Genomic DNA, 26,663 nt, shown 5'->3' on the forward strand with positions numbered 1-26,663 from the left:
CTCGGGGGGGGGCGCCCGTCGGCAGGCGGCGGGGTTCCGGCCGGCCTTGGTCCGGGGGCCAGCAGGACCGGCCGGCCTGACCGCCGTCGCCGCCTCCGGCCGGCTCGCCGGCGCGCGGGCACACGCCACGCGTTGCTGCTGACCGCCGGGCAGCTCGGCCGGACGGTGCATCAGAGTGGACTTGCCGGAGCCGGAGTGGCCCGTGATCGCGACGAACTCACCGCGCGGCACGGACACGGTGACCGCGTCCAGGGCGACCACCCGGGTCTCGCCGGAGCGCTGGGCCGACGAGAGCGCCGTCGTAGCCGTCGGCGACCGCGAGCGGGCCGCCCGCACCGTCGGCAAGGACGCCCTCGCCGCCCGCCGCACCCGGGCCCGCAGCCGCGTCCCCGCAGCAGCCATCGGCCTGCTCGGGCGCCTCGGACGCCTTTGCCCGGCCACGCTCGGCGCTGTGCCACGCAGGGTCACCGCCCTGCTCGCCCCGCCCCGCGCCGCCACATCTGGTCCGCCGCCACGCTCGCCGGCCTCGCCGCCTCGACCGCCCTCTGCGCGGCCGAGACCGCCCACGGCCTGGAGGCACTCCCGGAGCTGGCCAAGCATGCGGCCACGGGCAGTTGACGGGCCCCGGTTCGAGGACGTTCAGCCGTACCGGCCCCATCGTTCAGGAACCTCGTCATCCCGAATTGCGAGGTTGCCGGTTCACGTGCCGGCTGTTCCGTTCCTCAGGGGCGCTGACACCCCTCGATCCTGAGGTAGCCGGCACCGCCATATCCCAAGGCCGGGGGCGGCACTGACCTCCAGCGCCAGGTCGGCGTCGGCCGGCTGCGGGCCCGGCCCGCAAGCACGCGCCCGTATCCATACGTGCGACCGATGCCCCGGATATGACACATATGGCGTATGTGGAAGTATGGAATATATGGCACTTGGTGCTGAAGCCAGGCGAGAGGAGCGCATCATGATTGCCAAGCTGCTCAGCAAGCTGTCCTTCACCCGCCACTACGGTGCGTACGGCGAACACGACTGGACCTGACGGCACTGCCGGCGAACGCCCTCGGGCGTCCGCCGGCTCCCGGCCACGCCGCCGACGACATCGGCCTGGACGGGTAGGAGGGTCAGGAACGATCTCATGGGCCGCATGAACGAGCCGCCCCGGCTGCCCGAAGGCAGCTTCGCGGCCTGGAGCCGCGACCGGCTGGCGGTAGCGCGCCGTGGCGCTGACGAGTGCGGAGACGTCTGGCAGCTGGACCCGGGCGTCTACGTCACCGCTGCGGCCGGGCCGTGTGAAGCAGTCCTGCGCCGCGAGCAGGACTTCCCCAAGCCCCCCTCGCCCCTCTTCCCGCCGTTGAAGCGGGCGAGCGGAGCACCGACGCCTGAGGAGCGGGCGAACGCTCACGCCGCGCGCATGCGCGGACTACGCCCCCAGGCGGTCGCAGCCCGGATCGGTGAGATCGCGCCGGGGACCGCTCGATTCGCCGACCAATGGCCCACCGGCCAGGATGTCGAGATCCTGCCCCCGGTCCGGCACGCCCTGGCGGAGATCGGCGTGCGCTACCTCTTCTCCGAGGACGCACCCACCCTGCTGCCCTTCGCCTCACAGCTCTTCCAGGCCCGGGAGTTGCTCGTACGCCCCTCGCGCTGGGTGTGGCCGCGCTGGATCCCCACACCGGCACGACGGTTCCGCACCCGACAGCAAATCGCCTTCACCGACGCGCTGCGGCCCATCGTCCGCCGGCGCCGTTCGTCGGGCAGCCTCGGTGACGACGTGCTGGGGCAGATGCTCCGGCCCTCCCCCCGCTACGGCCTGCTGCCGGAAGAGGCCATCCTCGACAGTCTCCCCGGAATCACCGTCGCCACCTTCGAGACGCCTTCCCGGGCGGCCGGATGGATCCTGCTCCACCTGGCCCGGTACCCCCGGGCGGCGGGCCTCGTCGCGGAAGAAGCCGCCCTGCTGCCCGCGGACCCGGCCGCGACGACCAGCACCCACCTCGACAGCCTGCGATACACCCGGGCGCTGGTACACGAGGTGCTTCGACTGCACCCCCCGAGCTGGCTCCTGACCCGGCGTACCACGCGACGGACCCAGCTCGCCGGCTACACCATCGACGCCGGGTCCACCGTTCTCGTCTGCCCCTACACCGCCCAACGCGACGCACGGGAACACTCCGAACCGGACCGGTTCCAGCCCGAACGCTGGCTCGACGATGCGGGCTCGCCGGCGAAACCCGGGGCCTTCCTCTCCTTCGGCACCGGGCCGCACGGCTGCGAGGGAGCCGCTCTGGCCATGGCCGTGCTGACGCTCCTGACCGCGCAGACCGCCCGCCGCTACCACGTGAGCGAGCCGCCCGGACCGGAACCCGGCTACCAGGTCACCACCTTCGGAGGTCTCGCACCTGACGGCCTGCGCCTGCGCGCCACCTCGCGCGGCTGAGGGCAGTCCTGCTGTCGAAGATGCCGTGCTCTGTGGGATCAGCCCTCGTCGTCCTCGACCGGGGCCGGGACCGGGGCGCGGGCCCGGCCTGTGGCCGAACCGCGCCACCGGGGCGTCAGACAGCTCCCGTCGCGATCAGTTGAGGACGGGAATCAGCCCGGCCGCGAAGACGGCGTAGAGCAGCGCCGTCACACCGAGCCGGGCCGGGGTCAGTTTGTGGGCACGCATGGTCAGCAGGAGGTAGACGATCGCGGCCATGGTGACGACCCCGGACCACAGCAGCGCACCGTCGAAGTGCCAGCTGGTGAACAGCAGGCCGATACCGCTGGGGACGGTGGCCTGGATCATCATCGCGCCCGAGATGTTCGCGAGGGCGAGCTTGGTCTTGCCCTGACGGACCCAGATGACGGCGTTCATGATCTCCGGCAGTTCGGTGGCGATCGGGGACAGCAGAAGAGCCGTCACGGTGGCCGACAGGCCGAGCATCGGACCGATCACGTCGAGCTGCTTCACGAAGAAGTGCGCGGCGAAGAAGATCACCACCAAGGTGGCGAGCGTCTGGGCCACCACCGCCCAGGTGTCGGGGGACGCCTTCTTCCGCTGGAACTTCAGCGGTTCCAGCTCCTCCTCGTCCTCCTCCTCGCCCTCGGCGCGGCTGCTGCGGATCTCCCGCCAGAAGTAGACCGCGTACGCCGCGAAGAACAGGATGCCGAGGGCGGGCTTGAACGCGAAGGCGACCAGACCGAGCGCGACCTTGACGGCGAAGATCGGCAGGAACCAGCTCTGGTCCTTGGCCAGCCGCTTCATGTCCCTCTCGCCGCCGAGCGCTTGGCCGCCGCCGGGGACGCCGCCGATGGACGCGACCGCGTCGTTCCGTCCGCCGACCCCCACCGGAACGGGGGCCGCAGCCGCGCTGCGCGCCTTTCGGCGGTGGAGCAGGAGCATCACACCGGTGACACCGTAGGCGACCGTGGCGAGGGCGAGCGGACCGCCCATGGCGGCACCCACGCCGATGTTCCTGGCCTCCTGGGTGGCCCCCGTGGTGACCGCGACCAGGGTCACCACCGACTCGGGCAGCGCGGTGCCGAAGGCGGCCAGGATCGTACCGACCGCCATCTTCCCGACGTTGAGGCGCTCACCCAGCCATTCGACCGCGTTGACGAACCACTCGCACGAGAGGTAGATCGCCACCGCGCAGACGATGAGCAACACGAAATGGATCACGGGATCCGTCCTGCCTTCCCGCCTCGGCGCGGGTCCGAAGGACGGCCGGCGCGAGGGGCACGGGCAGGCTTCGGCCCCGCCGACGCGCTGTTTCCGTCGTCGACCATGGACCGAAGGTCTCGCCCGCCCGGATCCGTACCGAATCACGGGCCCGGCCACCGGGAGGCGGATGACTCCAGTGTGTCGACGACCGGTTCGCGGGGCTACTCCCCTTCGCAGGGGTAGACCATACCGGGGCTTTACCTCCTCTTGATACTCATTGCCGCTGTTTCCCGCGTCACATCCCCTCGGTGCGGGTCCGGTTCAGTCGTCGAGCGCCTGGCGGATCCGGCGGGAGGGCCGGAAGGCGTAGAGGTCGAGGACGCCCGGCGGATCGGCGAGTCCGGGGCCGCCGGCCTCGACCCAGGCGGTGATGTCGCGGGCGGCTTCGGCGTCGTTGACCAGGGCGAGCCACACGGGGCGCCCGCCGGCCTTGCGGCCCTCGGCGGAGGGCTGGATCACCATCACGTTGGCCTGCTCGCAGGCGTCCAGGCAGCCGGTCGGGCGCACGTTCGCGATCCCCGCGAGCGAGGTGCGGAGGTCTTCGAGCCGGGCGGCGTGGTCCACACCGGGCACCTTCGGGGTGCCGCAGCAGCAGCCCCGGCAGACGGTGACGGTGCAGCGGGCCGCCGCCCCCTTCACGGGGGCTACGGCCTTCCTGCTTCGACGGCTCACCGGCCGCCCTCGGCACGGGCCCTGGTCCAGGCGGCCTCGCGCAGCAGCCGCAGGCCGTTGAGGCCGACGATCACCGTCGAGCCCTCGTGGCCGAGCACGCCCAGCGGCAGCGGCAGGGTGGCGACCAGGTCCCAGACGACCAGCACCGAGATGAACACCGAGGCGATCACCAGGTTCTGCACCACGAAGCCGCGGGCCCGCCGGGAGAGTGCCACCACGGCGGGGACGGTGGCGAGTTCGTCGCGCACGATCACGGCGTCGGCGGTCTCCAGGGCGAGGTCGGAGCCGGCCCGGCCCATCGCGATGCCGGTGTGGGCGGCGGCGAGCGCGGGCGCGTCGTTGACGCCGTCGCCGATCACCAGCACCTTGCGCCCGGCCGTCTCCTGCTCGCGGACGGCGGCGACCTTGTCCTGCGGCAGCAGACCGGCCCGCACCTCCGTGATGCCGACCTCGGCCGCGAGGTGGGCGGCGGCACGCGGGTTGTCACCGGTGAGCAGCATGGGCGTGCGGCCGGTGAGCCCGGTCAGGGCGGTCACGGTGTCGGCGGCGTCGGGGCGCAGCCGGTCGGCGATGCCGAGCACGCCGACCGGGACGCCGTCCGCCTCCACCAGGACGGCGGTGCGGCCGGTCTCCTCCAGCTCGGCGGCGATGACGGCGGCGTGGGCGGAGGCCGTGTCCGTACGGCCGTTGATCAGCCGCGTCGGTGCACCGACCGCGATGGTGCGGCCCTCGACCGTGGCGGTGATGCCGACGCCCGGGGTGGAGGCGAAGTGCTCGGCGTCGGCCAGGGCGAGGCCCCGGGTGCGGGCGGCGTCGACGACGGCGCGGGCCAGCGGGTGCTCGCTGGGGTGCTCGGCCGCGGCGGCGAGCGCCAGCAGCTCCTCCTCGGTGAGGCCGGAACCGGTGAGGGGACGGAGGTCGGTGACGCGCGGGGTGCCCTCCGTGAGCGTGCCGGTCTTGTCCAGCGCGACGGTGTCGACCTGGCCGAGGCGCTCCATCACGACGGCGGACTTCACCAGCACGCCGTGGCGTCCGGCGTTGGCGATGGCGGAGAGCAGCGGCGGCATGGTGGCCAGCACCACCGCGCACGGGGAGGCGACGATCATGAAGGTCATCGCGCGCAGCAGCGAGCCGGTGAAGGCCGCGCCGAAGGCGAGCGGGACGGCGAAGACGGCGAGAGTCGCGATGACCATGCTGATCGAGTAGCGCTGTTCGACCTTCTCGATGAAGAGCTGGGTGGGCGCCTTGGTCTCGGAGGCCTCCTCGACCATGGCGACGATCCGGGCGATCACCGAGTCGGAGGCGTCCCGCTCGACCCGGATCCGCAGCGCGCCGTTGCCGTTGAGGGTTCCGGCGAAGACCTCGTCCCCGGTCTCCTTGGCCACGGGCAGCGGCTCGCCGGTGATGGTGGCCTGGTCGACCTCGCTCGCACCGTCGAGAACCTTGCCGTCGGCGCCGATCCGCTCACCGGGACGCACGAGGACGGTCTCACCGACCGCGAGCTCCTCGGTGGGCACGGTCTCCTCGCCGCCGTCGGGCAGCAGCCGGGTGGCGGTGGCCGGGGCGAGGTCGAGCAGTCCGCGCACCGAGTCGGCGGTACGGGCGGTGGCCAGCGCCTCCAGGGCGCCGGAGGTGGCGAAGATGACGATCAGCAGCGCGCCGTCCATCACCTGCCCGACCGCCGCAGCCCCGAGCGCGGCGACGATCATCAGCAGGTCGACGTCGAGGGTCTTCTCGCGCAGCGCCTGCAACCCCGCCCACGCCGGCTCCCACCCGCCGGTCGCGTAGGCGAGGACGTACAGCGGGCCCCAGGCCCAGGCGGGGGCGCCGGTCAGCTGGAGCGGCAGCGCGATCAGGAACAGCACCGTCGCGGCGGCGGCCCAGCGGGCCTCGGGCAGTGCGAAGACCCGCGTGCGGCGGCGCGGGGCGGCATCCGAACGAGGCGCGGCCGCGGGCGCGGGGCGCTCGATCAGGGTGGAGGACATGGCAGAGGAACCCTTCAGGGCAGGGCAGGACCGACGACCCGTCCACCATACATGAACATATGAACGCTCCTTCATTTATGAGTTGTAGTATTGCCCCCATGGGTCATGGAGCCGCTCCCGCCACCGCCGTCCCGCGCACGCGCCTGGACGCAGCCAGCGCCGCCCGGGTGGCCACCACCCTGCAGGCCCTGGCCACCCCCTCCCGCCTGCTGATCCTCTCCCGCCTGCGCGAGGGCCCCTGCGCCGCCACCGAACTCGCCACCGAGGTCGGCATGGAGCAGTCCGCCTGCTCCCACCAACTGCGACTGCTCCGCAACCTCGGCCTCGTCGTCGGCACCCGCCAGGGCCGCTCGGTCGTCTACGCGCTCTACGACAACCACGTCGCCGAACTCCTCGACCAGGCCGTCTACCACATCGAGCACCTGCGCCTCGGTCTCAGCGATGCCGCCGACATGCAGGACGAGGACGAAGCGGTCCAGGGCCCGACGCACTGACCGCCCGCGGCCGGCCGAGGCAACCGAAGGCCCGGAAGCCACCCCACCGGCACACCCTGCGCTCCTTCGACTCACGTTCGACCTCGACGCCCGGACGTTCCAGGATGCCGGTGCTGGGGTCGATCAGGCCCCGGGTGTGGCTGCGCTCCGGGGAGCGCCTGGGGGAGCGGTCGATCGCCAGGGCGCGGAGGTCGCGGCAGGACGGGGTGGCGTCGGGCATCCCTGGGCCCTGGTCGGGGGTGGGTGTCCGCCGCTGCGGTTCAGGCCTGGGCGGCGCGGCGGATGATCAGCATGTCCTGGGTGTGGCCGATGGCGTAGCCGTCTGCGGGGAGCGCGAAGTGGTCCTGGACGTAGGCGGTCAGGGCCGCGCGGGAGGGGAGCGGGTCCAGGGCGGCCAGGTCGGCGACGTTGACCATGAACTCGGCGACGTCCACCGCCTCGGCGAGGTGGGGCGTGCGGTAGTGGAGGTCGAGGGTTTCGAGGGCGTAGCCGTGCTCCGGGTGCCGTTCACGCAGGCGATCGGCGAGCGGGCCGAGGTCGTAGCGGACGCCGGTGAAGTGCGCGGCCATCCGCATGCAGGGGCTCTCCGGGTTCTGGAGCACGACCAGGAGGGTGCCGCCGGGGGCCGTCCAGTCCAGGGCGCGGGTGACGGTGCCGAGCCAGTCCACCTCGGGCACGTAGTAGAGCACGTGGGAGAGGTGGACGAGGTCGCCCTGCTCGGGCGGGTGGACCCGGTCGAGCGGCTCCGGGAGGACCAGGGCGTCGGGGCAGGCAGTGCCGAGCTTCTCGCGCATCGCGGCGCTGGGCTCCACCGCGATCGTCCGGTCGAAGGAGCGGCTCAGGTAGGCGGTGGTGCGGCCGTCTCCCGCGCCGAGGTCCAGCAGGACGCGGCGGTGCGGCAGGGCGGCCGCGATCTCGCCCAGCCAGGCGTGGGTGATCGGCTTCTCGTCCGTGCCGGCGAGGAACAGTTCGAACGCCCGGCGGTAGTCGGCGCTCGCCACGTCCAGCACCCGGACCGGGCCCGCGTCCTTCGCCCTCGTCTCCACCTGTCGGCCTCCCCTGTTGACGGCGTGTCGGGTGGCGCCATTGCACCGCGCGGGTGCGGCACGGGGGTGCAGGGACGTTCCTGCCCGCGTGTCGCCCGGGCCCCCAGCTGCCGAGGGGCACCCTCACCAGTCCCGTTTAATCGGTGGCCGGGGCTTCGCGGCCGCTCCTACAGTGGCCGCCGGATCAAGAACGCCCAGGGAGCCGGACATGCGTGTGCACTACCCCCGGACGCCGCATCTGCCCTGGTCACCGGGCGCCACGGCGGACGACGTACGGACCGGGGACCTGTCCGCGCTGACCGGCGCCGAGGTCGTCGTCACCGAGAAGCTCGACGGCGAGAACACCACGCTCTACCGCGACGGCCTGCACGCCCGCTCGCTGGACTCCGGCCACCACCCCTCCCGCGCCTGGGTGAAGGGCCTCCAGGGCCGGATCGCCCCGCGCATCCCGGACGGCTGGCGGATCTGCGGCGAGAACCTGTTCGCCCGGCACTCGATCCCGTACACCGATCTGGAGAGCTGGTTCTACGGCTTCTCGGTCTGGACGACCGGGCCCGACGGCCAGGACCACTGCCTGGACTGGGACGACACCGTCCGCTTCCTGCGCCGCCTCGGCATCCCCGCCCCTCGGGTGCTGTGGCGCGGCCGCTACGACGAACGGGCCCTGCGCGCCCTGCGGTTGGACCTCGACCGGCAGGAGGGGTACGTGGTGCGGACGGTCCGGGGCTTCCCCCGGGCCGAGTTCGGCGAGCGGGTCGCCAAGTGGGTCCGCCCGCGGCACGTGCGCACCGGCACCCACTGGATGCACGCCGCGGTGGTGGAGAACGGGCTCGGCCCGAGCTCCGCGCTCTGGGCCGTACGCTCCGGTGCGCTGCCCGAACCTGCCGCCCTCGCGGCCGCCCTGCACCTTCCCGAACTCTGCTGCCCACCGGAGGAATTGGCCGAGGTCTCGGCCCGGCTGGACGAACTGGGCCGGGGCGGGGACAGCCGGCTGGCCGGCGTGCTCGCCACCGCGCTGCGCACCGCCCGCCGCCAGTCGCTGGCGCCGCGGCTGGCCGGCCCGCTCGGCCTGCCGCTCGCCCGGCGGGTCGCCGACCTGGTCGGGCTGCACCCCGCCCTCCAGCAGCCGTACCCGGACGAGGAGCGCCGCGCCGGACTGGTCCGGCTCTCGGCCGCCGCCGACCTCGGGGTGCTGCACGCCGTCGCCGCGACCGCCGCCCCGGGAGGGGAGGAGCGCGAGCAGGTCGCCTGGTCGGCGCTGCACGCCGAGGATGCCGGGCTGCTCGACGAGGCACCGCTCGCCCGGTTGCGGACCGGGCTGCGCGAGGCACTGGCCGGCCTGGACCGCGACGCCGCCGACCGCTGCTGGGCCCAGGCCCGCGAGGCGTACGCGCTCGGCCGGATCGCCACCGCCGAGGAGGCCGTGGCGGCCACCTGGCGCCGGCGCGACGGCCGCTTCCCCCGGCTGGTCCACCTGTGCGGCCCCTCCGGCAGCGGCAAGAGCAGCTTCGCGGCCGGGCTCGACGGCGTGGCCGTCAGGATCAGCCTGGACGACCTGCGCGCCGCACGGGGCTCGCGCGCCGACCAGCGCGACAACGCCGAGGTGCTGCGCGAAGGGCTGGCCCGGCTGGACGCCGCCCTGGCCGCCGCGGACACCACCGGCGCCACCGTCGTCTGGGACGCCACCTCGCTCAACGGCCGGCAGCGCTCCCACGTCCACGCCGTCGCGCAGCGTCGCGACGCCCTGGTCACCCAGGTGGTGCTGGTGGTCGGCGAGGATGAACTCCTGCGCCGCAACGCCGTCCGGCCGCACCCGGTGCCCGCCCAGGTGCTCAGCGCGCAGCTGCACCGTTTCGGCCCGCCTTACCCCGGCCAGGCGCACCGCACCTGGTACGTCGGCCCCGGTGGCACCGTGGAGGACACCGCGGGCACGCTGGACGAGCAGGAGGACTGATGATGCGCCCCATCGAACAGATCTGCCAGCGCATCCGCTGGGACGCCCGCTTCGATCCGGCCCGGTTCACCCTGGGCGTGCGCCAGCGCGACGACCGCACCGAGCGCGTCCCACTGGAGGCCTTCGCGGCCTCCGGTGAGATCCCCTGGCACCGGGTGCACTGGGTCGAGGCGGACGGCATACGGGTCTGGGACCGCGCCTCGGGCGTGGACCTGCTCGACACCACCGAGGCCGGGCGCCGCACCGACCCGCCCCTCCTGCCCACGCCCTTCTTCACCGCGACCACCCCGTACGCCTGGCACCGGGACGGCGGCTGGCGGCCCGCCGACGCCACCCGGGACGTCCCGACCGCGGCCGCCCTGCGCGTGGTCACCTGGAACACCCTGTGGGACCGCTACGACGCCGACCGGATCGCCACCGCCCGGCGCCGCCCGCTGCTGCTCGCCGCGCTGGCGGCCGCCGACGCCGACGTCATCGCCCTCCAGGAAGTCGAGCCCGCCCTGGTCGCCCTGCTGCTGGCGGCCCCCTGGGTCCGCGCCGGGTACACCCTGGCCGCCGACCCGCTCGGGCCGGAGGTCGAAGATCACGGCCTGCTGCTGCTCAGCCGACTGCCGGTGCAGGCGGCCGGGCGGCACGCGCTGGGCCCGCACAAGGCCGTCACCGCCGTGTCGGTACGGACGGCGGGCGCGCCGCTGACCGTCGCCGCCGTGCACCTCAGCAGCGACCACTCCCCCGACGGTGCCGGCCGCCGCCAGGCCGAACTCGCCCGACTGGCCGAGGGGTTGGCAGGCGTCGAGGGCGAGCTGCTGCTGCTCGGGGACTTCAACGACGGCCGTTCCGGGCCGGCCGGCCCGGCCGGCGCGCTCGGCCTGCGGGACGCCTGGACGCAGGTGCACGGGCCGGCCGACGACACCCCCACCTTCGACCCGACGGCCAACCCGCTCGCCGCGGTCTCCTCGCTGACCGGCCGCCCGGGCCGCCTGGACCGCGTCCTGCACCGCGCCGGCGGCACCCGCGCCACCGCGGCCGTCCTGCTCGGCGACCGCCCGGCCGAGGACGGACTCCTGCCCTCCGACCACTACGGCGTGGCCGTCGACCTCGCCCTCGACGGCGACGACGCCGACGGCGGCGCACCCGAGGTCCTCGCCGCCGTGCCCACCGCCCGCACCGCCGTCGCCTGGCTGCCGTCCGAGGAGCTGTGGCCGCCGATCCAGCGGCTGCGCGAGACGTACGACCCTCAGCTGCGCCGTTGGCCCCCGCATGTCAACCTGCTGTTCGGCTTCGTCCCGGAGTCCGAGTTCGACCGCGCCCTGCCGCTGCTGGCCGCGGCCGCCGCCGAGGTCGCGCCGTTCACCGCGCGGCTGGAGGGCGTGCACACCTTCGGGCACCGCGAGGACGCCACTGTCTGGCTGGACCCGGCCGCCGCCTCCCCCACGCCCTGGGCGGCGCTGCGGCACGCGCTGGAGCGGCGTTTCCCCCGCTGCCGCGGCCGGGCGGAGGGCTTCACCCCGCATCTGACCCTCGGGCGCAGCGACGACCCGCAGCGCGTGGCCGCCGACTGCGCGGCCCGGCTCACCGGGCTACCGGCCCGGGTCGGCGACCTGGTCGTGCTCTCCCGCCGGGGCGCCGAGCCGATGCGCCCGCGCGCGGTGGTCTCGCTGGGGACGGGCGAGACGAGGGCGGTGCCCGAGCGGCTGATCGCCTCGCCGGCCCCGGAGTCGGCTCGACGAACGGCCGCTGCCCGGGCGTTGGCCCGCCGCATCGCGGCTTCCCTGCCCGAGGGCGTGGTGCACACCGTCGGCTCCCGGCGGCTCGGCTGCCAGCTGGACGGCGCCGACCTGGACCTGGTGGCGGCGCTGCCCGGCCCCGCCGACCTGCCCGCCGTCCGCGCCCGGGTGGCCGCCGCGCTGCCGGAGGCCCTACGGCTGCACGAGGTGCGCGGTGCCCGGGTGCCGGGACTGCGGTTGACCGCCGAGGGCCTGACGGTCGACCTCGTGGTGGTCTTCACCGGTCCGCTCGACCCGGCCCAAGCCGTCGACCGCCGTGCGGAGTTGGGCGAGGCGGAAGCAGTCGCGCTGAGCGCGGTCACGGACGCCGAGGCGATCCTTGCGGCGCTCGGTGCCCGGCACGCCACCTTCGTCCGGCTGGCGCGCCAGGTCAAGGCCTGGGCGCGGGCGCGCGGCCTGGACTCCGCGCCCTTCGGCCAAGTTCCCTCGCTCGCCTGGTCGGTGCTGGCCGCCCGGACGGTCCTGGACGCGGCCGGCGGCCCCGAGGACGACCTCTTCCAGCGCTTCACCGAGACCTGGGCCGGCTGGGACTGGCGCCGGCCCGTCGCCCTCACCACCGCCCCGACGCCTCCCCCGTCCGGCCCGCTCACCGTCCTCACCCCCTCCGCCCCGGTCCGCAGTTGCACCACCCAGGTCAGCGCCGACACCCGCGATCTGCTCACCGAGGAGCTCTTCCACGCCTGGGAACTGACCGCCGAGAGCGCCGAAGGCCGCGAGGACCCCTGGCCCGCCCTGCTCGCCGCTCCCCCGCTGCACCGCCGGCACGCCGCCTGGGCCGTGGTCAGCACCGACGAGGAGTCGCTCGGCCTCGTCCGGGGCCGCATCCGCGCCCTGCTGGCCGCCCTGGAGGAGGCCGGGGCCACCAGGCTGCACGCCTGGCCCCACCCGTACCGGACCGCCGACGGCCGCGCCCACCTCCCGATCGGCCTCGGCCCCGCTCCGCTCCCCGCCGCCCGGCTCGCCCCGCTCGCCAAGGCCTGGTCCCGTTCCCTGCCCGGCGTCCGGGTCGAGCACGTCGACGGCGGCGGCGTCCCCACCCCGTCCCGCTGAACCACCCCCACTTGCCGAACCACGCCGATCCGCCGATCCGCCGAACCACCCCTGCCCATCGGACTCTTCTGGACAACCGCCCCCAAAATTTGCCACGGTGAGGACCAGCGGCCCAGCCATCGATCATGCGGCCGAAGCCCCATGGGAGTTCCTCCGTGCCTTCCGCCGACTTCCCCGCCTTCTACCTCGGGCAGAGCGTCTTCTCCGACCCCGGTGCCCACCTCCCCCGTTACGCCGATCTCCCCGGCGATCCGAGCCAACTCTCCCGGATCGCCCGCAACCTGATCATCCATCGCCTCGAAGGCGAGCTGTTCCACCACCCCATCCCGGCCGGCCGGCTCCACCACGACGCCGAGACGCGCTACCTCGACGACATCCTGCACCTGATCACCGACCGCAACCCGGCCCCGCTGAACCATCCACGGGCGCCCGCCGACCGCTTCGTCGGCGTCTGCCGGGACCTGGCCCTGCTGCACTGCTCCTTCCTCCGCCACGTCGGCGTCCCGGCCCGGTTGCGCTGCGGCTTCGCCGACTACCTCGGCCCGGACGGCTTCCACGGCGACCACGTGGCCACCGAGTACTGGGACGACCGACGCGGCTGGCTGCTCGCCGACCCGCAGCTGGCCGATCCGAGGGTCGCCGCCGCCTGGCGGGTGGACTTCGACCCGATGGACGTCCCGCGCGACCGCTTCCTGGTCGCCGGCCGGGCCTGGCGCACGATCCGCTCCGGCCGGGCCGCCGCCTCCTCCTTCGGCGTCCACCCGCCGGAGGAGGGCCCGCTCAACGGCGAGTGGTTCGTCGCCCACTCCACCCGTCTCGACCTCGCCGCCCTGAACAAGGTCGAGACCCTCCTCTGGGACACCTGGGGCACGGGTTCCACCAACACGCCCCACACGCCGTACGACGAGGTCGCCCACCTGACGGTCGGCCCGATCGACCTGCCCGCCGTCCGCCGCCTCTTCACCGAACACGACGCCCTGCGCACCCCGAAGACCGTCCTGTCCCTGGCCCCCTTCAACGGCCCCCGCGAGGTCACCCTGCGCTGACCGTCGTCCGACGCCTCGACGAGCCGCCTGTGACCGGGGTGCGGCTGCCCCGTCTCGGCGAAGTTCGACCGTGTGACGGCTCTCGCCCGTCGACGGGTGGTTCAGAGGTACGGCTGCTGGTCGTCGCGGTGGGCCGTGCTGCTGCCTTCGGGCCGCCAGGAGCGACTGTGCCGGGACAGGGTCCAGGGTTCCGGCGCGTGCCGGGCGGCACTGATCCAGGCCGCGAGTTCGGGAAGCGCGTTCTGCCGCAGGATGTGTCGGGCCGCAGCCCGGTCGGCGGCCGGGAGCGGGGCGACACGGATCCGTACCGTGCACCACCACGTGGGATGGATACCGCCGCCGTAGTTGGAGGAGAGGCGCGGCACCCACTCGACGTGCAACGCGGTCCCGTCCTCCCACGGGCGGTTGTCGAAATCCAGGTCGGCCGCGTCCGTCTCGTGCGCTCCGAGGACGGTGCGGATGTCAGTCGGGGTGAGCGGCCACGCCAGATCGCGCGGCAGTCGGTGGTTACGGGCTGGCATGCGGCCGAGGATGGCAGCTGCCCCGGTGGAAGCGCATCCGGGTTTCGGGACAGTGGCCACCGAACGTGTCCCGTGACCGACAAGCGTGTCCTGTCACACCGCCCCGAGGATCTGAACCGAAGTTCCGATGCTGCGGCACCCTCTCCGGCCTCGGCGCCGCTCCGGCCCTCGCCTCCCCCGCCGTCCGCCCCGCCGTCCGCCCCGCCGAACTCCCCCGCGCAGCCTCCCGCTGAGCTCCCTCACCGGGCGTGCGCGGGGTGCCGGTCACCAGGCGACCGGGAGCGCCTCCACACCGTAGACCGTCGAGCCCTCACGGAACCGGAGGCCGGCTTCGGGGACGGCGAGCCGCAGGGCGGGGAAGCGCCGCAGCAGGGCCGGCAGGGCGATCTTCAGTTCCAGCCGGGCCAGTTGCTGCCCGAGGCACTGGTGGGCGCCGAAGCCGAAGGACAGCTGGGCGACCGGGCGGCGGTGCAGGTCGAGGTCGTCGGGGCGCTCGGGGGCGAGTTCGGGGTCGCGGTTCGCGGTCAGCGGGGAGAGCAGGACGTGCTCGCCCTCGGCGATCCGGTGGCCGTTGATCTCGACGTCGGCCACGGCCGTGCGCAGGAGCGGCGCGGGGATGGCGAGATGGCGCAGCAGTTCCTCGACGGCCGTGCCGGTGACCGCCGGGTCGTCGCGCAGGGCGGCGAGCTGCTCCGGATGGCGGAGCAGGGCCAGCACGCTCAGGGCGAGCATGGTCGCGGTGGTCTCGTGTCCCCCGACCAGGAGAGTGGTGCCGAAGCCGATGAGCTCCTCATCGGTCAGCTCCGCGCCGTGCTGCCGCACCACCGCACCCAGCACGCCGTCACCGGGGGTGGCCCGGTTGCGCGCGACGATGTCCGCCATGGCCGCGTTCAACTCGGCCGAGGCGGCAACCAGTTGTTCGGCATCGACGGTACCGTCCATGATCACCTGGGAGCAGCGCTGGAACATCGCCCGGGTTCCGTACGGGACGTCGAGCAGTTCGCAGATCACCAGCGACGGGATGGGCAGGGCGAACGCCTCGACCAGGTCGACGCCCGGCCCCTGCTCCGCCATCGCGTCGAGATGGCCGGAGACGATCGTCTCGATCGCGGGCCGCAGTTGCTCGACCTGACGGACGGTGAAGCTGCCGGTGAGCATCCGGCGCAGGCGGATGTGCTCCGGGCCGCTGTAGGCGGGCAGGAAGCCCGGGTGGTTGAACAGGGTGCGCGGCAGCGACGGGTCGATGCCGTTGCCCGTGACCAGGCGCTCCTCCGCGAAGGCGGCCCGGACGTCGCCGTACCTGGTGATGACGACGGCCTCGATCTCACCGCGCACCGGATGGGACACCCGCAGCCGCGGCAGGCCGTCCTCCTCGCGCATCCGGCGCAGGTCCGGCGACGGGTCGAACGGGCAGGTCCGGTCCCGTTCGGAGGCGACGAAGGACGCCGAGCGGCGATCGGGCATGGTGCGGGCTCCTCAGCTGTGTCGGTCCCGGGAACGCGGGTCGTGGAACGGGGCGGGCAGGGCCTACCCGCGGTACCGGGTGGAGGCGTGGTGCCAGTCGTATGCGCCGCGGATGGTGGTGTGCAGCGCCTCCGTGCAGTACCGGTGCAGCAGGTCGCGTTCGGCCGGGTCGAGGTGGCCGGTCGCCGCGGTGCCGAGCAGGGCCCGGTGGGCACCGGTGAACAGTTCCAGTGCTTCGCTGCGGCGGTGCAGCGCCCGGTCGACGGCTTCCGGCCGGGAGAGCCCGTGCTCCCGTTCCAGGCAGAGCACCAGATTGTTCTGCTCGCCCAGGGCCGCGTCCTTGTCCAGGGAGACGATGTCGTTGTCGCAGATGATGAAGGTCTTCGTCATCTCGCGCATGACCGACAGGTGCGGCAGCGCGTACAGGTGGTCCGGCAGGACGCACGAGGACAGCCGCTCGGCGAGGTCGACGACCGGTGCCACGCCGATGGTGTGGCGCCGGACCCGCAGGTAGGCGCCCAGCGACATGGGCGTGCCGGCCTGCCGGCTGCGCGCCTCGTGGACGTGGTGGTCGAGGTAGGAGGACCAGTGGGCCGCCGATCGCTGGATCCAGTCCGCAGGCATGTCACGGCAGCTGCGCCGTCGCATGTCGGCGAAGGCCCCGGCCAGCGGCAGCGGGGACGCCTCGCCGGTGACGCCCTCCTTGACGAGTCCGACGAGGTGGCGGACCCGCTCGGGCGACCCGCCCCACTGCTCGTCGAGCGCGTCGTCGAACAGGAAGTACCAGCTCTGCTGGTCGACTCCGATGTCCAGTTCGCTCCCGGTCGCGTTCGGATAGAACATGGCCGCGATCAGCGGGAACTGGCCCTTGAGGTGGTGGGCCCGCTCCGCTTCCGTGGACAGGAAGCCGAAGGACTCCGGCCAGCCGAGGTGGCGGTCGTGGGCGGCCCGGAAGTCCGGGCTGATCCGGCGCGGAAACGGAACGGAGTCGAGGGCCGGGGCCTGGGCCGGTGCCCCGGGGTCCACGAACAGGGGCTCTGCCGTCGATGTCATGGTGTGGCGCACCTTCGGGAACGGGGCCGGTTCAGTCGGCCGGCCAGGATGAGACGCGCATGGGCAGCGCGTTGGGCCGGATCAGCGCGTGGACCACGGGGCGGACCCGGTGCCCCTCGACCGGCCGCGGCCGCCACCGCGAGACGACCGAGCGGAGCACGACCAGCATCTCGGTCATCGCGAAGTGGTCCCCGATGCACTTCCGGTTGCCCAGCGCGAACGGGACGTAGGCGCCCGGCGGAAGGTCCTTCTCGGTACGGTCGAGCCACCGGTCCGGGTCGAACCGCAGCGGGTCCGGGTAGTGCGCCGGGTCCCGGTGCATCGTCAGCGCGCTGTAGATCAGCTCCGCCCCTTGCGGGAGGTCGACCCCGCAGACCCGCACCGGCTCCAGGGCGCGCCGCATGAGCAGCCAGCTGGGCTGGTGCAGCCGCAGCACCTCCCGGAGGAAGCGCTCGGTGAACGGGAGCGTCGCCGCGCCGGGCAGGGCGCCGGCGGGCAGCGCTTCGCACTCGGTCCTGATCCGCTCGGTGAGCTCCGGACGCCGGCCGATCTCGTGGAGCGCCCAGGCCAGCGTGGTGGACGTGGTCTCGGCGCCGGCCATGAGCAGGGACAACAGCTCGTCGCGGGCCTCCACGTCGGTCATTCCCCGCGGGTTGCCCGGAGTGGCGGCGAACATGATCGACAGCAGGTCCCCGCGGTCGGTGCCGCCCTGCCTCTCCTGCCCCGCCTCCCGGGCCTGCCGGACGGCGGTGTCCGCGAGCTCGCGAAGCGCCGCGGCCGCGGCCAGGTACCTGCGGTGGCCCAGCGCGGGCGAGGACGCGATCGGAGCGGGCAGCACGGTGCCCACGAAGACCCCGCGCATCACCGTGGTCAGGTGCTCGCCGACGCGTTCGCCCAGCTCGGCGACGGCGTCCGCGCCGTCCGGGCGTTCGGTGCTGAACAGGGTCGCCACGAGCATGGCCGTCATCAGCCGACGCAGCACCAGGTCCATGGCGATCACCTCGCCGGGGCGCCAGGCCGACACCTGCTCCTCAGCGATGTCGGTCATCGTGCCGACGCACGCCGCGATGGCGTCCCGGCGGAAAGCCGGCTGGAGCGCCCGCCGCTGGCGAAGGTGGAAATCCCGCTCGGAGGTGATGATGCCGTTCCCGATGAAAGGCCGCGCGACGTCGAACAGCAGCCCTTTGCCGAACTTCCTGCTCTGCGTCAGGAGAACGTCGTGGACGGCCTGCGGCGAGTTCAGGACGAACACCGGCCGATTCCCGAGGAATATCCTGACGATGTCGCCGTGTGCCCTGACCGACTGCAGGAACTCCACCCGTTTGACGGCCAGCTGCGGCAGGTGGCCGAGCAGCGGAAAACGCCCCGGCGCCACGGGTGCCGCCACGGGAGCGGTGATGGAACGCACAGCCCTGCACCTCCCTGAAGTCTCGGATCGAAAATCCGCCCGACAATGGAACGTTTGCTCGCTCGCGGTGCACGGTGATCATCGTCCGCCCCCTCCGGAGAGGTCAAGGGACCGACAGGAAATTCCCATCCGGGGTTGTTTTGAGTCGAAGGATGTGAATTCCTTGGGATTCGCCCCAGAACCCTCGGCCTTGCTGCTAGCGCCTGTCCTCAAACCCCCGTCTGCGGGCGGACGACGGGAGTTCGCAGACAGGCCCTGGGGCGGCGGAAAGCCCGGTAGGCCTCGGGAATTGGACCTACAGGTCCAAAGCACCGGCGGCATCGGCCGGTTGACGCACCTTCCGGGCCACCCGTTCCGGATTGGACCGGGACACCGGCGGCCCCGGTGGTTAGCCTCGGCGCACAGTCGATCAACGGAGAAGCGCCATGCACCCCGAACTCGCCGCCGATCTGGGCCGGATGCCCGAACTCCTGGAGGAGACCCGGCAGCGGGCGCTCGCCTTCCTGACGGGTCTCGACGAGCGGCCCGTGGTCGAACGGGCCGAGCCGCCCACCGTCGCGCCGCTCACCGAGGAGGGCGGCGGGGTGCGGGCGGCGCTCGCGGAGTTCGCGGAGCGCTGGGAGCCGCGGCTGTCGGCGAGCGCCGGTCCGCGCTACTTCGGGTTCGTGACCGGCGGGGCGACACCGGCGGCGCTCGCCGGCGACTGGCTGACCTCGGCCGCGGACCAGAACTCCAACTCCTCGCTGGACCCGGCCGGTCAGCAACTGGAGCGGGAGACGGTCGGCTGGCTGCGCGAGCTGTTCGGGCTCTCGGCGGCGCACCACGGCACCTTCGTGAGCGGCGCCACGATGTCGAACACGGTGGGGCTGGCGATCGCCCGCGAGTGGCTGGGCGAGCGGCTCGGCGTGGACGTCGCCGAGGACGGGGTCGGCGCCCTGGGCCCGGTCCGGGTGCTGTCGGGCAGTGCGCACTCCAGCGTCGCCAAGGCGCTGTCGGTGCTGGGCCTGGGCCGGACGGCGCTGCGCGCGGTGCCCGTCCTGCCGGGCCGGGAGGCCGTGGATGTGGCCGCACTGGAGCGGGCGCTGGCCGGGGCTCAGGGGCCGTGCGTGGTGGTGGCCAACGCCGGGACGGTCAACACCGTCGACTTCGACGACCTGCGGGCGATCGCCGCGCTGCGCGAGCGGTACGGGTTCTGGCTGCACGTGGACGCCGCGTTCGGCGCCTTCGCCGCGCTGTCGCCGGAGCACGCGGAGCTGGTGGCGGGACTGGACCTCGCCGACTCGGTCTGCGTCGACCTGCACAAGTGGCTCAACGTGCCGTACGACAGCGCCGTGCAGTTCACCCGCCGCCCGGACCTCCAGGCCCGGGTCTTCCGGAACGCCGCCGCCTACCTCGGCCCTTCCCCGGCCTCCGGCCGGGGGTATCCCCAGGGCGAGCACCCCGACCTGGTCCACCTCACGCCGGAGAACTCCCACCGGCTGCGCGCCCTCGCCGCCTGGTTCACCCTGCGGGCGTACGGCCGCTCCGGGCACCGGGAGATCGTGGAACGCTGCATCGCCGGTGCCCGGACGCTCGGCGAGCAGGTCGCCCGGACCGACGGCCTGGAGCTGCTCGCCCCGGTGCGGCTGAACGTGGTCTGCTTCTCGCTGACCGCGGACCCGACCCCCGAGCGGCTGGCCGCGCTCGCCGCCGAGCTGGCCGACGAGGCCTTCCTCACTCCCACCCGCCACGCGGGCCGACCCGCCCTGCGCGCGGCGTTCAGCAACTGGCGTACCACGGAGGCGGACGTCCGGCGCACGGCGCAGGCGCTGGCCCGGGCCGTCCGGAAGCTGACGGTCTGAGCGCCGGGCCCGGGGGCGGGCCGGGCGGGAGCAACGTCCGGGGTCAGCTCCGGTCGTGGTCCCCCGTCCCGCCGTCGATCAGCTCGCGCAGGATGTCCATGTGCCCGGCGTGCCGCGCCGTCTCCGTGGTCATGTGGATCAGCACCCAGCGCAGCGAGACGGTGTTGCCCGACCAGGAGGTACCGAGGTCGTCCAGCGTCAGCGCCCGGATCGCCTCGTCGGCGCCGGCCCGGGCCCGTGCGTAGAACGCCAGGACGTCCGCCGTCGACTCGTGCGGTTCCACCCGCATGTCGGAGGTCTCGTCGGCGTCGATGTCGAACGGCAGCGGACCGGTGTCCCGGCCGAACGTCTCCCGGAACCAGCCGAGTTCGGCGCCCCCGAGGTGCTTCACCAGCCCCAGCAGGTTCGTCCCGGAGGGCGTCATCGGGCGGCGCAGCTGCTCGTCGTCCAGCCCCTCCACCTTCCACAGCACCGCATCGCGGTGCCGGTCCAGCGCCGCATGGAGGCTTTCCTTCTCCGCACCCGTGAAGGGCACACGATTGCTCATGCGCGGGACCGTACCAGCCGGCACCGACAGACGGCGCCGTCTACGGCCACCGCCCCCGGCCGTCCGGGATCACGGGTGCGCCCCTTCCCCGTACACGCCGCCCGCCCGGTCGGTCAGGCCCGCCATGAGCTCCGCGTGCGCGAGGTTCATGTACGCCAGCGGGCGCCAGCGGGAGCGGTGGTCGGGGTGGTCGCGGAACCGGTCCGCCGTCTCGCAGAGCCGCTCCCACCACAGCATGGCGTCCTGGCGCATCCGCTGCGTCCAGCCGGGCTCGTCGTTGCGGCCCTCCAGGACCACCTCCTCCCAGGCCACCAGGACGTCCGAGAGGAAGACGCAGTCCCCGGCGGTGACCTCAGCCAGCCGCTCGGCGGCGAACCGGGCGCTGCTGTCCTCGGGTTGGGCCTCGACCACCTCGCGGAGGCGGGCGGCCAGGAAGGCCTGCAGCGGGGTGACGTCGTCGGTGTGGAGGTCGTCGGAGAACTCCAGCAGTTCCACCGGCCTGCGTTCGCGTCCCATCGTGCGGTGCCCCCTCGGCTCGGACGGTACGCACTCGATGACGGACCGTCACAACACTCGGACCGACCCTAACGGCTCGCACCGAAGATCACGGCGAATTTCCGAACCCCCCGCACCGGCTCGCCGACCGTGCCATCATGCGGAGCCTCCTGCGCCCAACACGCGTGGCGGACCTTGCCTTCACACCGGTGTGAAGGCCGATGATGCTCCCATGACCGCCACTCCTTTCGATCCGTACGCGCTGCTCGCGCAGAGCCGCCTCGGCGTCCTCGCCACCATCAAGGCGGACGGCCGGCCGCAGCTCTCCCCCGTCATGCCGTTCTACGACCGGGCGGCGAACGCCATCCTGATCTCCACCCGGGACGGGCTGGCCAAGACCGCCAACCTGCGCCGGGACCCGCGGGCCAGCCTGGAGGTGACCGGGCCGGACGGCCGCTCCTGGGCCACCGCCGAGGGCGTGGCCGCCCTGACCGGGCCGGGCACCGACCCCGACGGGCCGGAGGTCGAGGCGCTGGTGGACTACTACCGGCGCGCCGCCGGGGAGCACCCGGACTGGACGGAGTACCGCAAGGTGATGGTCGCCGACCGCCGGGTACTCCTCACCATCCCGGTCGACCACGTGTACGGCACGCACATCTGACCGGACCAGGCCCGGCCACCGTCACAGGGGAACGGTGGCCGGGCCCACGCCTCCGGGCCGCAGCCGAACTCATCTCCGCAGCAGGGCGGTTCAGCGCAGCGTCGCCGCGACCACCGTGGCGTCCAGCTCCTCCTGCCGGCTCGCCACCGCCGCCAGCCCGGCCGCCCGGGTCACCGCGAGGGCCGTCGGTACCTGCCGCTCGCTGGTCTCGAACAGCAGCGACCCACCGGGCGCCAGCCACTGCGGCGCCTCGGCGACCACCCGCCGCAGCACGTCCAGCCCGTCCGCCCCGCCGTCCAGCGCGGGGCGGGCCTCGTGCAGTCGCGCCTCGGGCGGCAGCAGGCCGAGGTCGCCGGTCGGGACGTACGGAACGTTGGCGATCAGCACGTTCACCCGGCCGCGCAACTCCGCGGGCAGGGCGCCGAACAGGTCGCCCTGGAAGACCCGCGCCGCGGCGCCGGCCAGGTTGCGGCGGGCGCAGCGGACCGCGCCCGGATCGATGTCCGCCGCGTACAGCTCGACCGGATGGGCGGCCGCGGCCGCCAGCGCGGCGCCCAGCGCGCCGCTGCCGCAGCACAGGTCGAGCACCACCGCGCCCGGGGCGGTCAGCGCGGTGGCGGTGGCGGCCAGGAACTCGCTGCGGCGGCGCGGGACGAAGACGCCCGGGTCGACGGCGATCCGCAGACCGGCGAACTCGGCCCAGCCGACGACGTGTTCGAGCGGTCGCCCGTCGGCGCGGGAGCGGACCATGGCGGCCAGGTCGGCGGGCGAGGCCGCGGCGGAGAGCAGGATCCGCGCCTCGTCCTCGGCGAACACGCAACCGGCGGCGCGCAGCCGGGAGACGACCGAGGAACGGAGGGAGGCGGAGGAGAAGACCGACAAGAGAACCCCTTGGGGGAAGACGGGAGGGCTGACGACTCCGTCAGGGCTCCCGCGAGGGCCGACACCGTGTCGGCGCGCCGTCCGCGCTATGCGCGCGGGGCGCCCGCACGGCCGCGCTCCGGGAGCACCCGCTCGGACATACCGGTAATGGGTCTCACCTCCCTGAGTCGCGGTCATACTCGGCGTCGGCCACCCTACCGCACCGTCGGCCGGGGGTGATCGGAACGGTCCCGTCCCGCCCTCCGCCGGCCGGGAGCGGGGCCGCCGGGTCGACCCGGTTGCGCCGGGGCCCCGGGCCTTCCCGTCACAAGCCGGCGTCACGCTCGTTCGTCCGAGCTATTTGATAGGTCCACTGACAGTACTCGGCGATAACCGACCGTAGCGGCCGCGCATAGTGACGGCATGACGAGACAATCCCGCGGACCGTCCCGGCTTCGTGCCCGAACGGCCCGCGTCATCAGTGCCGCGGCCACCCTGGGTCTGCTCGGCGCCGGCCTCACCGCCCCGCTCGCCCAGGCCGTCGCTCCCGCCCGTCGTCCTGCCGCGCCGTCGGCGGAGCGAGTCCGGGCCGTCGGCACGCCCCTGCTCCAGGAGACCTTCACCGGTGCCACCGCCGACTCGCGCTTCACCGCCGTCGGCTCGGCCTGCCTCACCGGCGCGGCCCCCGCCCAGCCCGGGGCCGGCGACCACCTGCTCGGTGGCTGCCCCGCCGCCGAGACCGGCCCGGTGCCGCCGCTGAACAGCGCGCCGCTCGGCTACCTGCGGATCACCGACGCCGGCAACGACCGGAGCGGCGCGGTGCTCTTCGACCAGGCCCTGCCGGCCGGCAACGGTCTGGACGTGACCTTCGATCAGTGGCAGTACGGCAGCACCACGCCGAACACCCCGGCCGACGGCATCTCGTTCTTCCTGGTGAACGGCGACGTCTCGCTCACCCACCCCGGCGCCTTCGGCGGCAGCCTCGGCTACGCCCAGAAGCTGCCCGACGACGACCCGAACCTCACCTTCCTGCCCGGTGTCGACCGCGGCTACCTGGGCGTCGGGCTCGACGTGCTCGGCAACTACTTCGGCGACTGGGAGCAGCGCGGCAACGGCTGCGCCCAGCGTTCCCCCGCCGGCACGTCCTTCCGGGTGCCCGCGCCCGGCGCCAACATGGTCACCGTCCGCGGCCCCGGCGACGGCACCACCGGCTACTGCTTCCTGACCGCGACGACCAGCAACTTCACCACCAACGGCCCATGGCCCTCCACGCTGCCCGGCACGCTCCAGGGCCCGCTCACCACGCTGCCGCCCGGGGTCACCCCGGACCAGGCCCAGACCCTGCTGGAGCCCTCGCGCCGCCGGGTGAACGTGCACCTGACGCCCGCGCCCTCACCGGTGCTGACGGTATCCGTCGACTTCAACGACGGCACCGGCCCGCACCAGGTGCTCCAGACCCCCGCACCGGAGCCGGTGCCCTCGACCTACAAGTTCGGCTTCGCCGGGTCCACCGGCCTGTTCACCGACGTGCACCTGATCCGCAACGTCGTCGTCAACACCGACCAGCCGCTGCCCGCGCTGAACCTGGTCAAGCAGCCGCACGAGCCGCTGCCCGGGCTGCTGACGGTGGGTACCCCGATCCCGTACGACTTCGTGGTCACCAACTCCGGGAACGTGCCGGTCAACGACCTGGCCGTGAACGACCCGAAGGTCGGGCCGGTCACCTGCCCGGTGAGCACACTGGACCCCGGAAAGACGGTGACCTGTACGGCGACGTACCGGGTCACCGCCGCGGACGTCGCCCAGGGCCATGTCCTCAACACCGCCCAGGCCACCGGGACTTCCGACGGCAACCCGATCACCTCGCCGCCCGCCACAGCCGACGTGCCGGTGGTGGCGCCGCCGGGGATCTCCCTGGTCAAGCACGTGGACGCGGAGGAGCCGTTCCACGTCGGCGACACCGTGCCGTACACCTACGTGGTCACCAACACCGGCGGCACTCCGGTCGACGCGCTGACGGTGACGGACGACAAGGTCACCGGGATCACCTGCGACGCCACCGTGCTGGCGCCGGCGGGCAGCCCCGGGGACAGTACGGTCTGCCGGGGCAGCTACGTCGTGACGGCGGCCGACGCGCAGGCCGGGCAGGTCACCAACCACGCCCACGCCGGCGGAACGTCCAACGGCCGGCCGGTCACCTCGCCGGAGGCCGAGGCCACCGTCACGGTGGTCGGCCCCTCGTCGCTCGGCCTGGCCAAGCGGGCGGACACCGCCGGGCCGGTCCACGCCGGGGACACCGTGCGCTACACCTACACGGTCACCAACACCGGAACGACCACGCTGACCGGCCTCACCGTCGCCGACGACCACGCCGCGCACGCGACCTGCGACCAGACCACTCTGACCGCCGGTCAGAGCACCACCTGTCACGGCACGTACACCGTGACCGCTGCCGACGAGCAGCTCGGCCACGTCACCAACACGGCCCGGGCGACCGCCGCGGGCCCACAGGGACAGACGGTACAGAGCCCGATCGCCCAGGTGACGCTGAAGGTGGTGGGCGTCGCCAAGCTCGACCTGGAGAAGCGGGCCGACAGCGCCGGGCCGTTCCACGTCGGCGACACCGTGCACTACACCTACACGGTCACCAACACCGGGACGGCGGCGGTCGACCGCCTGACCGTGACCGACGACCACGTCCAGGGGGTGACCTGCGACCGGACCGGTCTCGACCCGGGGCAGAGCGCCACCTGCCACGGGACGTACACCGTGACGGCGGCGGACGCCCGGGCCGGGCACGTCACCAACACCGCGCACGCCAACGGCACCGACCCCCAGGGTCGGACCGTCCAGAGTCCGCCGGGCCAGGCCACCGTCGACGTCGTTCCGGCCGGCGAGTCCTCGCTGTCCGTCACCAAGCGGGCCGACGCCGAGGGGACCGTGCACCCGGGTGACACCGTCACCTACACGTACACGGTGACCAACACCGGGACGACCACGCTGACCGACGTCGCCGTCAGCGACGACCGGGTGCGGCAGGTGACCTGCGAGCAGACCACCCTCGACCCTGGGCAGAGCACCACCTGCCAGGGCACCTCCACCGTGACCGAGGAGGACGCACGGGCGGGCAGCATCACCAACACCGCCCGGGCCTCTGCCGTCGACCCGCGGGGGCGGACCGTGGAGAGCCCGCCGGTCGAGCTCTGCATCGCCGTCTCGCCCTGCCCGCCGCGGGGGCACGACCACAAGGGCGGCGGGAGCCACGGCTGCCCGAGCCGTCCGGGTCACCACCCGGCTCCGCCCCAGGACGGCGGCTCGGACGGGCTGCCGGAGAACAGCGCGCCGACCGCCACCGCGAGCCTGGCCGGGGGCGGGGCCGGGCTGATCGCCCTCGGCGGTCTGCTGCTCACCCGGATCCGGCGCCGCGCGGCTGCCAACCGGTACGTGGCGTAACGCCTTCGACCCCGCCGTCCGACGGCGGTCGGGCCGCCCTCGGTGCCTTCGGGTACCGGGGGCGGCCCGCTGTCCGCCGGGGGTCGGGTTCGGTCGGGCCCGGGTTCAGGCAGGCCGGGTTCAGGCGGGCTGCCGGGCCGGCGGCCTGGTGCGGTAGCCGCCGGCCGTGCCCGGGGGCACCAGGCAGGGCAGCAGCCAGTCCCAGAGCGCGCCCACCCGGCGGGCACGCTCATCGGCGGGGCAGCCGTCGGCGAAGACCACCTCCAGACCGCAGGCGGCAGTCACCACCAGGGTCTCCGGGCCGAGGCCGCCCGAGCGGTCGCGCAGCTCACCGGCGCGGCGGGCGCCGGCCAGCAGGTCGCGCACGACCCCGGCCCAGACACTGTGGAAGCCGCGCATGTCGGCGAAGGCCGACCCGGCCGTGGTGGGCCCCGCCGCGGCGAGCGAGGCCGTGGTGGGTCCCACTGCGGTGGGCGAGGCCTGCCAGCCGGCGTCCTCGCGGCCGAGGCGGAAGGCCGCCCGGATCACCGGGTCCGCCCCGAGGGCGTCCACCAGCCAGTACCCCGCGTCGATCAACCCCTGGAGCGGGGAGGAGGCGCGCAGCTCCGCGCAGGCCGACCGCAGCGAGCGC

The 26,663-nt window shown here is 73.8% G+C and carries 20 protein-coding genes and 1 pseudogene; 8 read left to right on the forward strand and 13 right to left on the reverse strand.

The genetic code is table 11. The features are described 5' to 3' along the window. A partial coding sequence (locus ACFU7Y_RS12255; protein WP_380767713.1) for an ATP-binding cassette domain-containing protein occupies positions 1–402 on the reverse strand: 402 nt, incomplete at its 3' end. A 733-nt stretch (positions 403–1,135) separates the two neighbouring features. On the opposite strand from ACFU7Y_RS12255, the gene ACFU7Y_RS12260 reads away from it, so the two are divergent. Beyond that, positions 1,136–2,428 carry a cytochrome P450 gene (locus ACFU7Y_RS12260; RefSeq protein ID WP_224282962.1) on the forward strand — a complete coding sequence of 431 codons (1,293 nt, stop codon included), beginning with the start codon at positions 1,136–1,138 and terminating at the stop codon, positions 2,426–2,428. Between the two features lie 135 nt (positions 2,429–2,563). On the opposite strand, the gene ACFU7Y_RS12265 is transcribed toward ACFU7Y_RS12260, so the two are convergent. The 3 genes from ACFU7Y_RS12265 to ACFU7Y_RS12275 all read right to left on the reverse strand — a co-directional run bounded on the left by ACFU7Y_RS12265 (position 2,564) and on the right by ACFU7Y_RS12275 (position 6,351). Next, positions 2,564–3,652, reverse strand: a complete 1,089-nt coding sequence (locus ACFU7Y_RS12265) for a sodium:calcium antiporter (protein ID WP_224282963.1) — start codon at positions 3,650–3,652, stop codon at positions 2,564–2,566. A gap of 303 nt (positions 3,653–3,955) precedes the next feature. Beyond that, the gene (locus tag ACFU7Y_RS12270) at positions 3,956–4,366 is read right to left on the reverse strand and encodes a (2Fe-2S) ferredoxin domain-containing protein (protein WP_380767715.1); all 411 of its coding nucleotides are present in this window, start codon (positions 4,364–4,366) and stop codon (positions 3,956–3,958) included. After that, positions 4,363–6,351: a heavy metal translocating P-type ATPase gene (locus ACFU7Y_RS12275; protein WP_224282965.1), complete on the reverse strand. Its 1,989-nt coding sequence runs from the start codon at positions 6,349–6,351 to the stop codon at positions 4,363–4,365. Before ACFU7Y_RS12275 ends, ACFU7Y_RS12270 begins: the two co-directional genes overlap by 4 nt. A gap of 98 nt (positions 6,352–6,449) precedes the next feature. Between ACFU7Y_RS12275 and ACFU7Y_RS12280 the strand changes: the two genes are divergently transcribed. Beyond that, positions 6,450–6,845, forward strand: a complete 396-nt coding sequence (locus tag ACFU7Y_RS12280) for a metalloregulator ArsR/SmtB family transcription factor (protein ID WP_224282966.1) — start codon at positions 6,450–6,452, stop codon at positions 6,843–6,845. A gap of 260 nt (positions 6,846–7,105) precedes the next feature. On the opposite strand, the gene ACFU7Y_RS12285 is transcribed toward ACFU7Y_RS12280, so the two are convergent. After that, a complete protein-coding gene (locus ACFU7Y_RS12285; RefSeq protein WP_224282967.1) occupies positions 7,106–7,891 on the reverse strand; it encodes a methyltransferase domain-containing protein in 786 nt (261 codons plus the stop codon). 208 nt (positions 7,892–8,099) lie between these two features. On the opposite strand from ACFU7Y_RS12285, the gene ACFU7Y_RS12290 reads away from it, so the two are divergent. The 3 genes from ACFU7Y_RS12290 to ACFU7Y_RS12300 all read left to right on the forward strand — a co-directional run bounded on the left by ACFU7Y_RS12290 (position 8,100) and on the right by ACFU7Y_RS12300 (position 13,728). Continuing rightward, entirely contained in the window at positions 8,100–9,845 is a 1,746-nt protein-coding gene (locus ACFU7Y_RS12290; protein WP_380767718.1) for an RNA ligase family protein, read from the forward strand. Between the two features lie 2 nt (positions 9,846–9,847). Next, positions 9,848–12,682 carry a poly(A) polymerase gene (locus ACFU7Y_RS12295; protein ID WP_224281504.1) on the forward strand — a complete coding sequence of 945 codons (2,835 nt, stop codon included), beginning with the start codon at positions 9,848–9,850 and terminating at the stop codon, positions 12,680–12,682. A 155-nt stretch (positions 12,683–12,837) separates the two neighbouring features. After that, a complete protein-coding gene (locus ACFU7Y_RS12300; RefSeq protein WP_224281501.1) occupies positions 12,838–13,728 on the forward strand; it encodes a transglutaminase-like domain-containing protein in 891 nt (296 codons plus the stop codon). A 101-nt stretch (positions 13,729–13,829) separates the two neighbouring features. Here ACFU7Y_RS12300 and ACFU7Y_RS12305 read toward each other — a convergent pair whose 3' ends face one another. From ACFU7Y_RS12305 to ACFU7Y_RS12320, 4 genes are all read right to left on the reverse strand, one after another. Continuing rightward, a complete protein-coding gene (locus ACFU7Y_RS12305; RefSeq protein WP_224281500.1) occupies positions 13,830–14,249 on the reverse strand; it encodes a hypothetical protein in 420 nt (139 codons plus the stop codon). Between the two features lie 264 nt (positions 14,250–14,513). Beyond that, positions 14,514–15,713 (reverse strand): cytochrome P450, encoded by a 1,200-nt coding sequence (locus ACFU7Y_RS12310; RefSeq protein ID WP_224281498.1) that lies wholly within the window; start codon positions 15,711–15,713, stop codon positions 14,514–14,516. 63 nt (positions 15,714–15,776) lie between these two features. After that, positions 15,777–16,766: a pentalenene synthase gene (locus ACFU7Y_RS12315; RefSeq protein WP_224281496.1), complete on the reverse strand. Its 990-nt coding sequence runs from the start codon at positions 16,764–16,766 to the stop codon at positions 15,777–15,779. Positions 16,767–16,797: 31 nt separating this feature from the next. After that, positions 16,798–18,153, reverse strand: coding sequence for a cytochrome P450 (locus tag ACFU7Y_RS12320; RefSeq protein WP_224281494.1), 1,356 nt, complete (start codon positions 18,151–18,153; stop codon positions 16,798–16,800). Between the two features lie 446 nt (positions 18,154–18,599). Between ACFU7Y_RS12320 and ACFU7Y_RS12325 the strand changes: the two genes are divergently transcribed. Further along, a complete protein-coding gene (locus tag ACFU7Y_RS12325) occupies positions 18,600–20,015 on the forward strand; it encodes a pyridoxal-dependent decarboxylase (RefSeq protein WP_224281492.1) in 1,416 nt (471 codons plus the stop codon). 43 nt (positions 20,016–20,058) lie between these two features. On the opposite strand, the gene ACFU7Y_RS12330 is transcribed toward ACFU7Y_RS12325, so the two are convergent. Both ACFU7Y_RS12330 and ACFU7Y_RS12335 read right to left on the reverse strand, forming a co-directional pair. Further along, positions 20,059–20,562: a DinB family protein gene (locus ACFU7Y_RS12330; protein WP_224281490.1), complete on the reverse strand. Its 504-nt coding sequence runs from the start codon at positions 20,560–20,562 to the stop codon at positions 20,059–20,061. Between the two features lie 69 nt (positions 20,563–20,631). Then, positions 20,632–21,078 carry a hypothetical protein gene (locus ACFU7Y_RS12335; protein ID WP_224281489.1) on the reverse strand — a complete coding sequence of 149 codons (447 nt, stop codon included), beginning with the start codon at positions 21,076–21,078 and terminating at the stop codon, positions 20,632–20,634. A gap of 211 nt (positions 21,079–21,289) precedes the next feature. On the opposite strand from ACFU7Y_RS12335, the gene ACFU7Y_RS12340 reads away from it, so the two are divergent. Further along, entirely contained in the window at positions 21,290–21,718 is a 429-nt protein-coding gene (locus tag ACFU7Y_RS12340) for a PPOX class F420-dependent oxidoreductase (RefSeq protein WP_224281488.1), read from the forward strand. A 90-nt stretch (positions 21,719–21,808) separates the two neighbouring features. On the opposite strand, the gene ACFU7Y_RS12345 is transcribed toward ACFU7Y_RS12340, so the two are convergent. Next, positions 21,809–22,600 carry a putative protein N(5)-glutamine methyltransferase gene (locus tag ACFU7Y_RS12345; RefSeq protein ID WP_380767723.1) on the reverse strand — a complete coding sequence of 264 codons (792 nt, stop codon included), beginning with the start codon at positions 22,598–22,600 and terminating at the stop codon, positions 21,809–21,811. Positions 22,601–23,002: 402 nt separating this feature from the next. Here ACFU7Y_RS12345 and ACFU7Y_RS12350 point away from each other — a divergent pair, with 402 nt between their 5' ends. Beyond that, positions 23,003–26,032, forward strand: a complete 3,030-nt coding sequence (locus ACFU7Y_RS12350; RefSeq protein WP_380767725.1) for a hypothetical protein — start codon at positions 23,003–23,005, stop codon at positions 26,030–26,032. Positions 26,033–26,152: 120 nt separating this feature from the next. Here the strand turns inward: ACFU7Y_RS12350 and ACFU7Y_RS12355 are convergent. Beyond that, positions 26,153–26,663: pseudogene (locus ACFU7Y_RS12355) on the reverse strand (hypothetical protein); the annotation flags it as partial.

Origin of the sequence: Kitasatospora sp. NPDC057542 (assembly GCF_042801945.1) — a bacterium.
In the GTDB taxonomy this organism is placed as follows: domain Bacteria; phylum Actinomycetota; class Actinomycetes; order Streptomycetales; family Streptomycetaceae; genus Kitasatospora.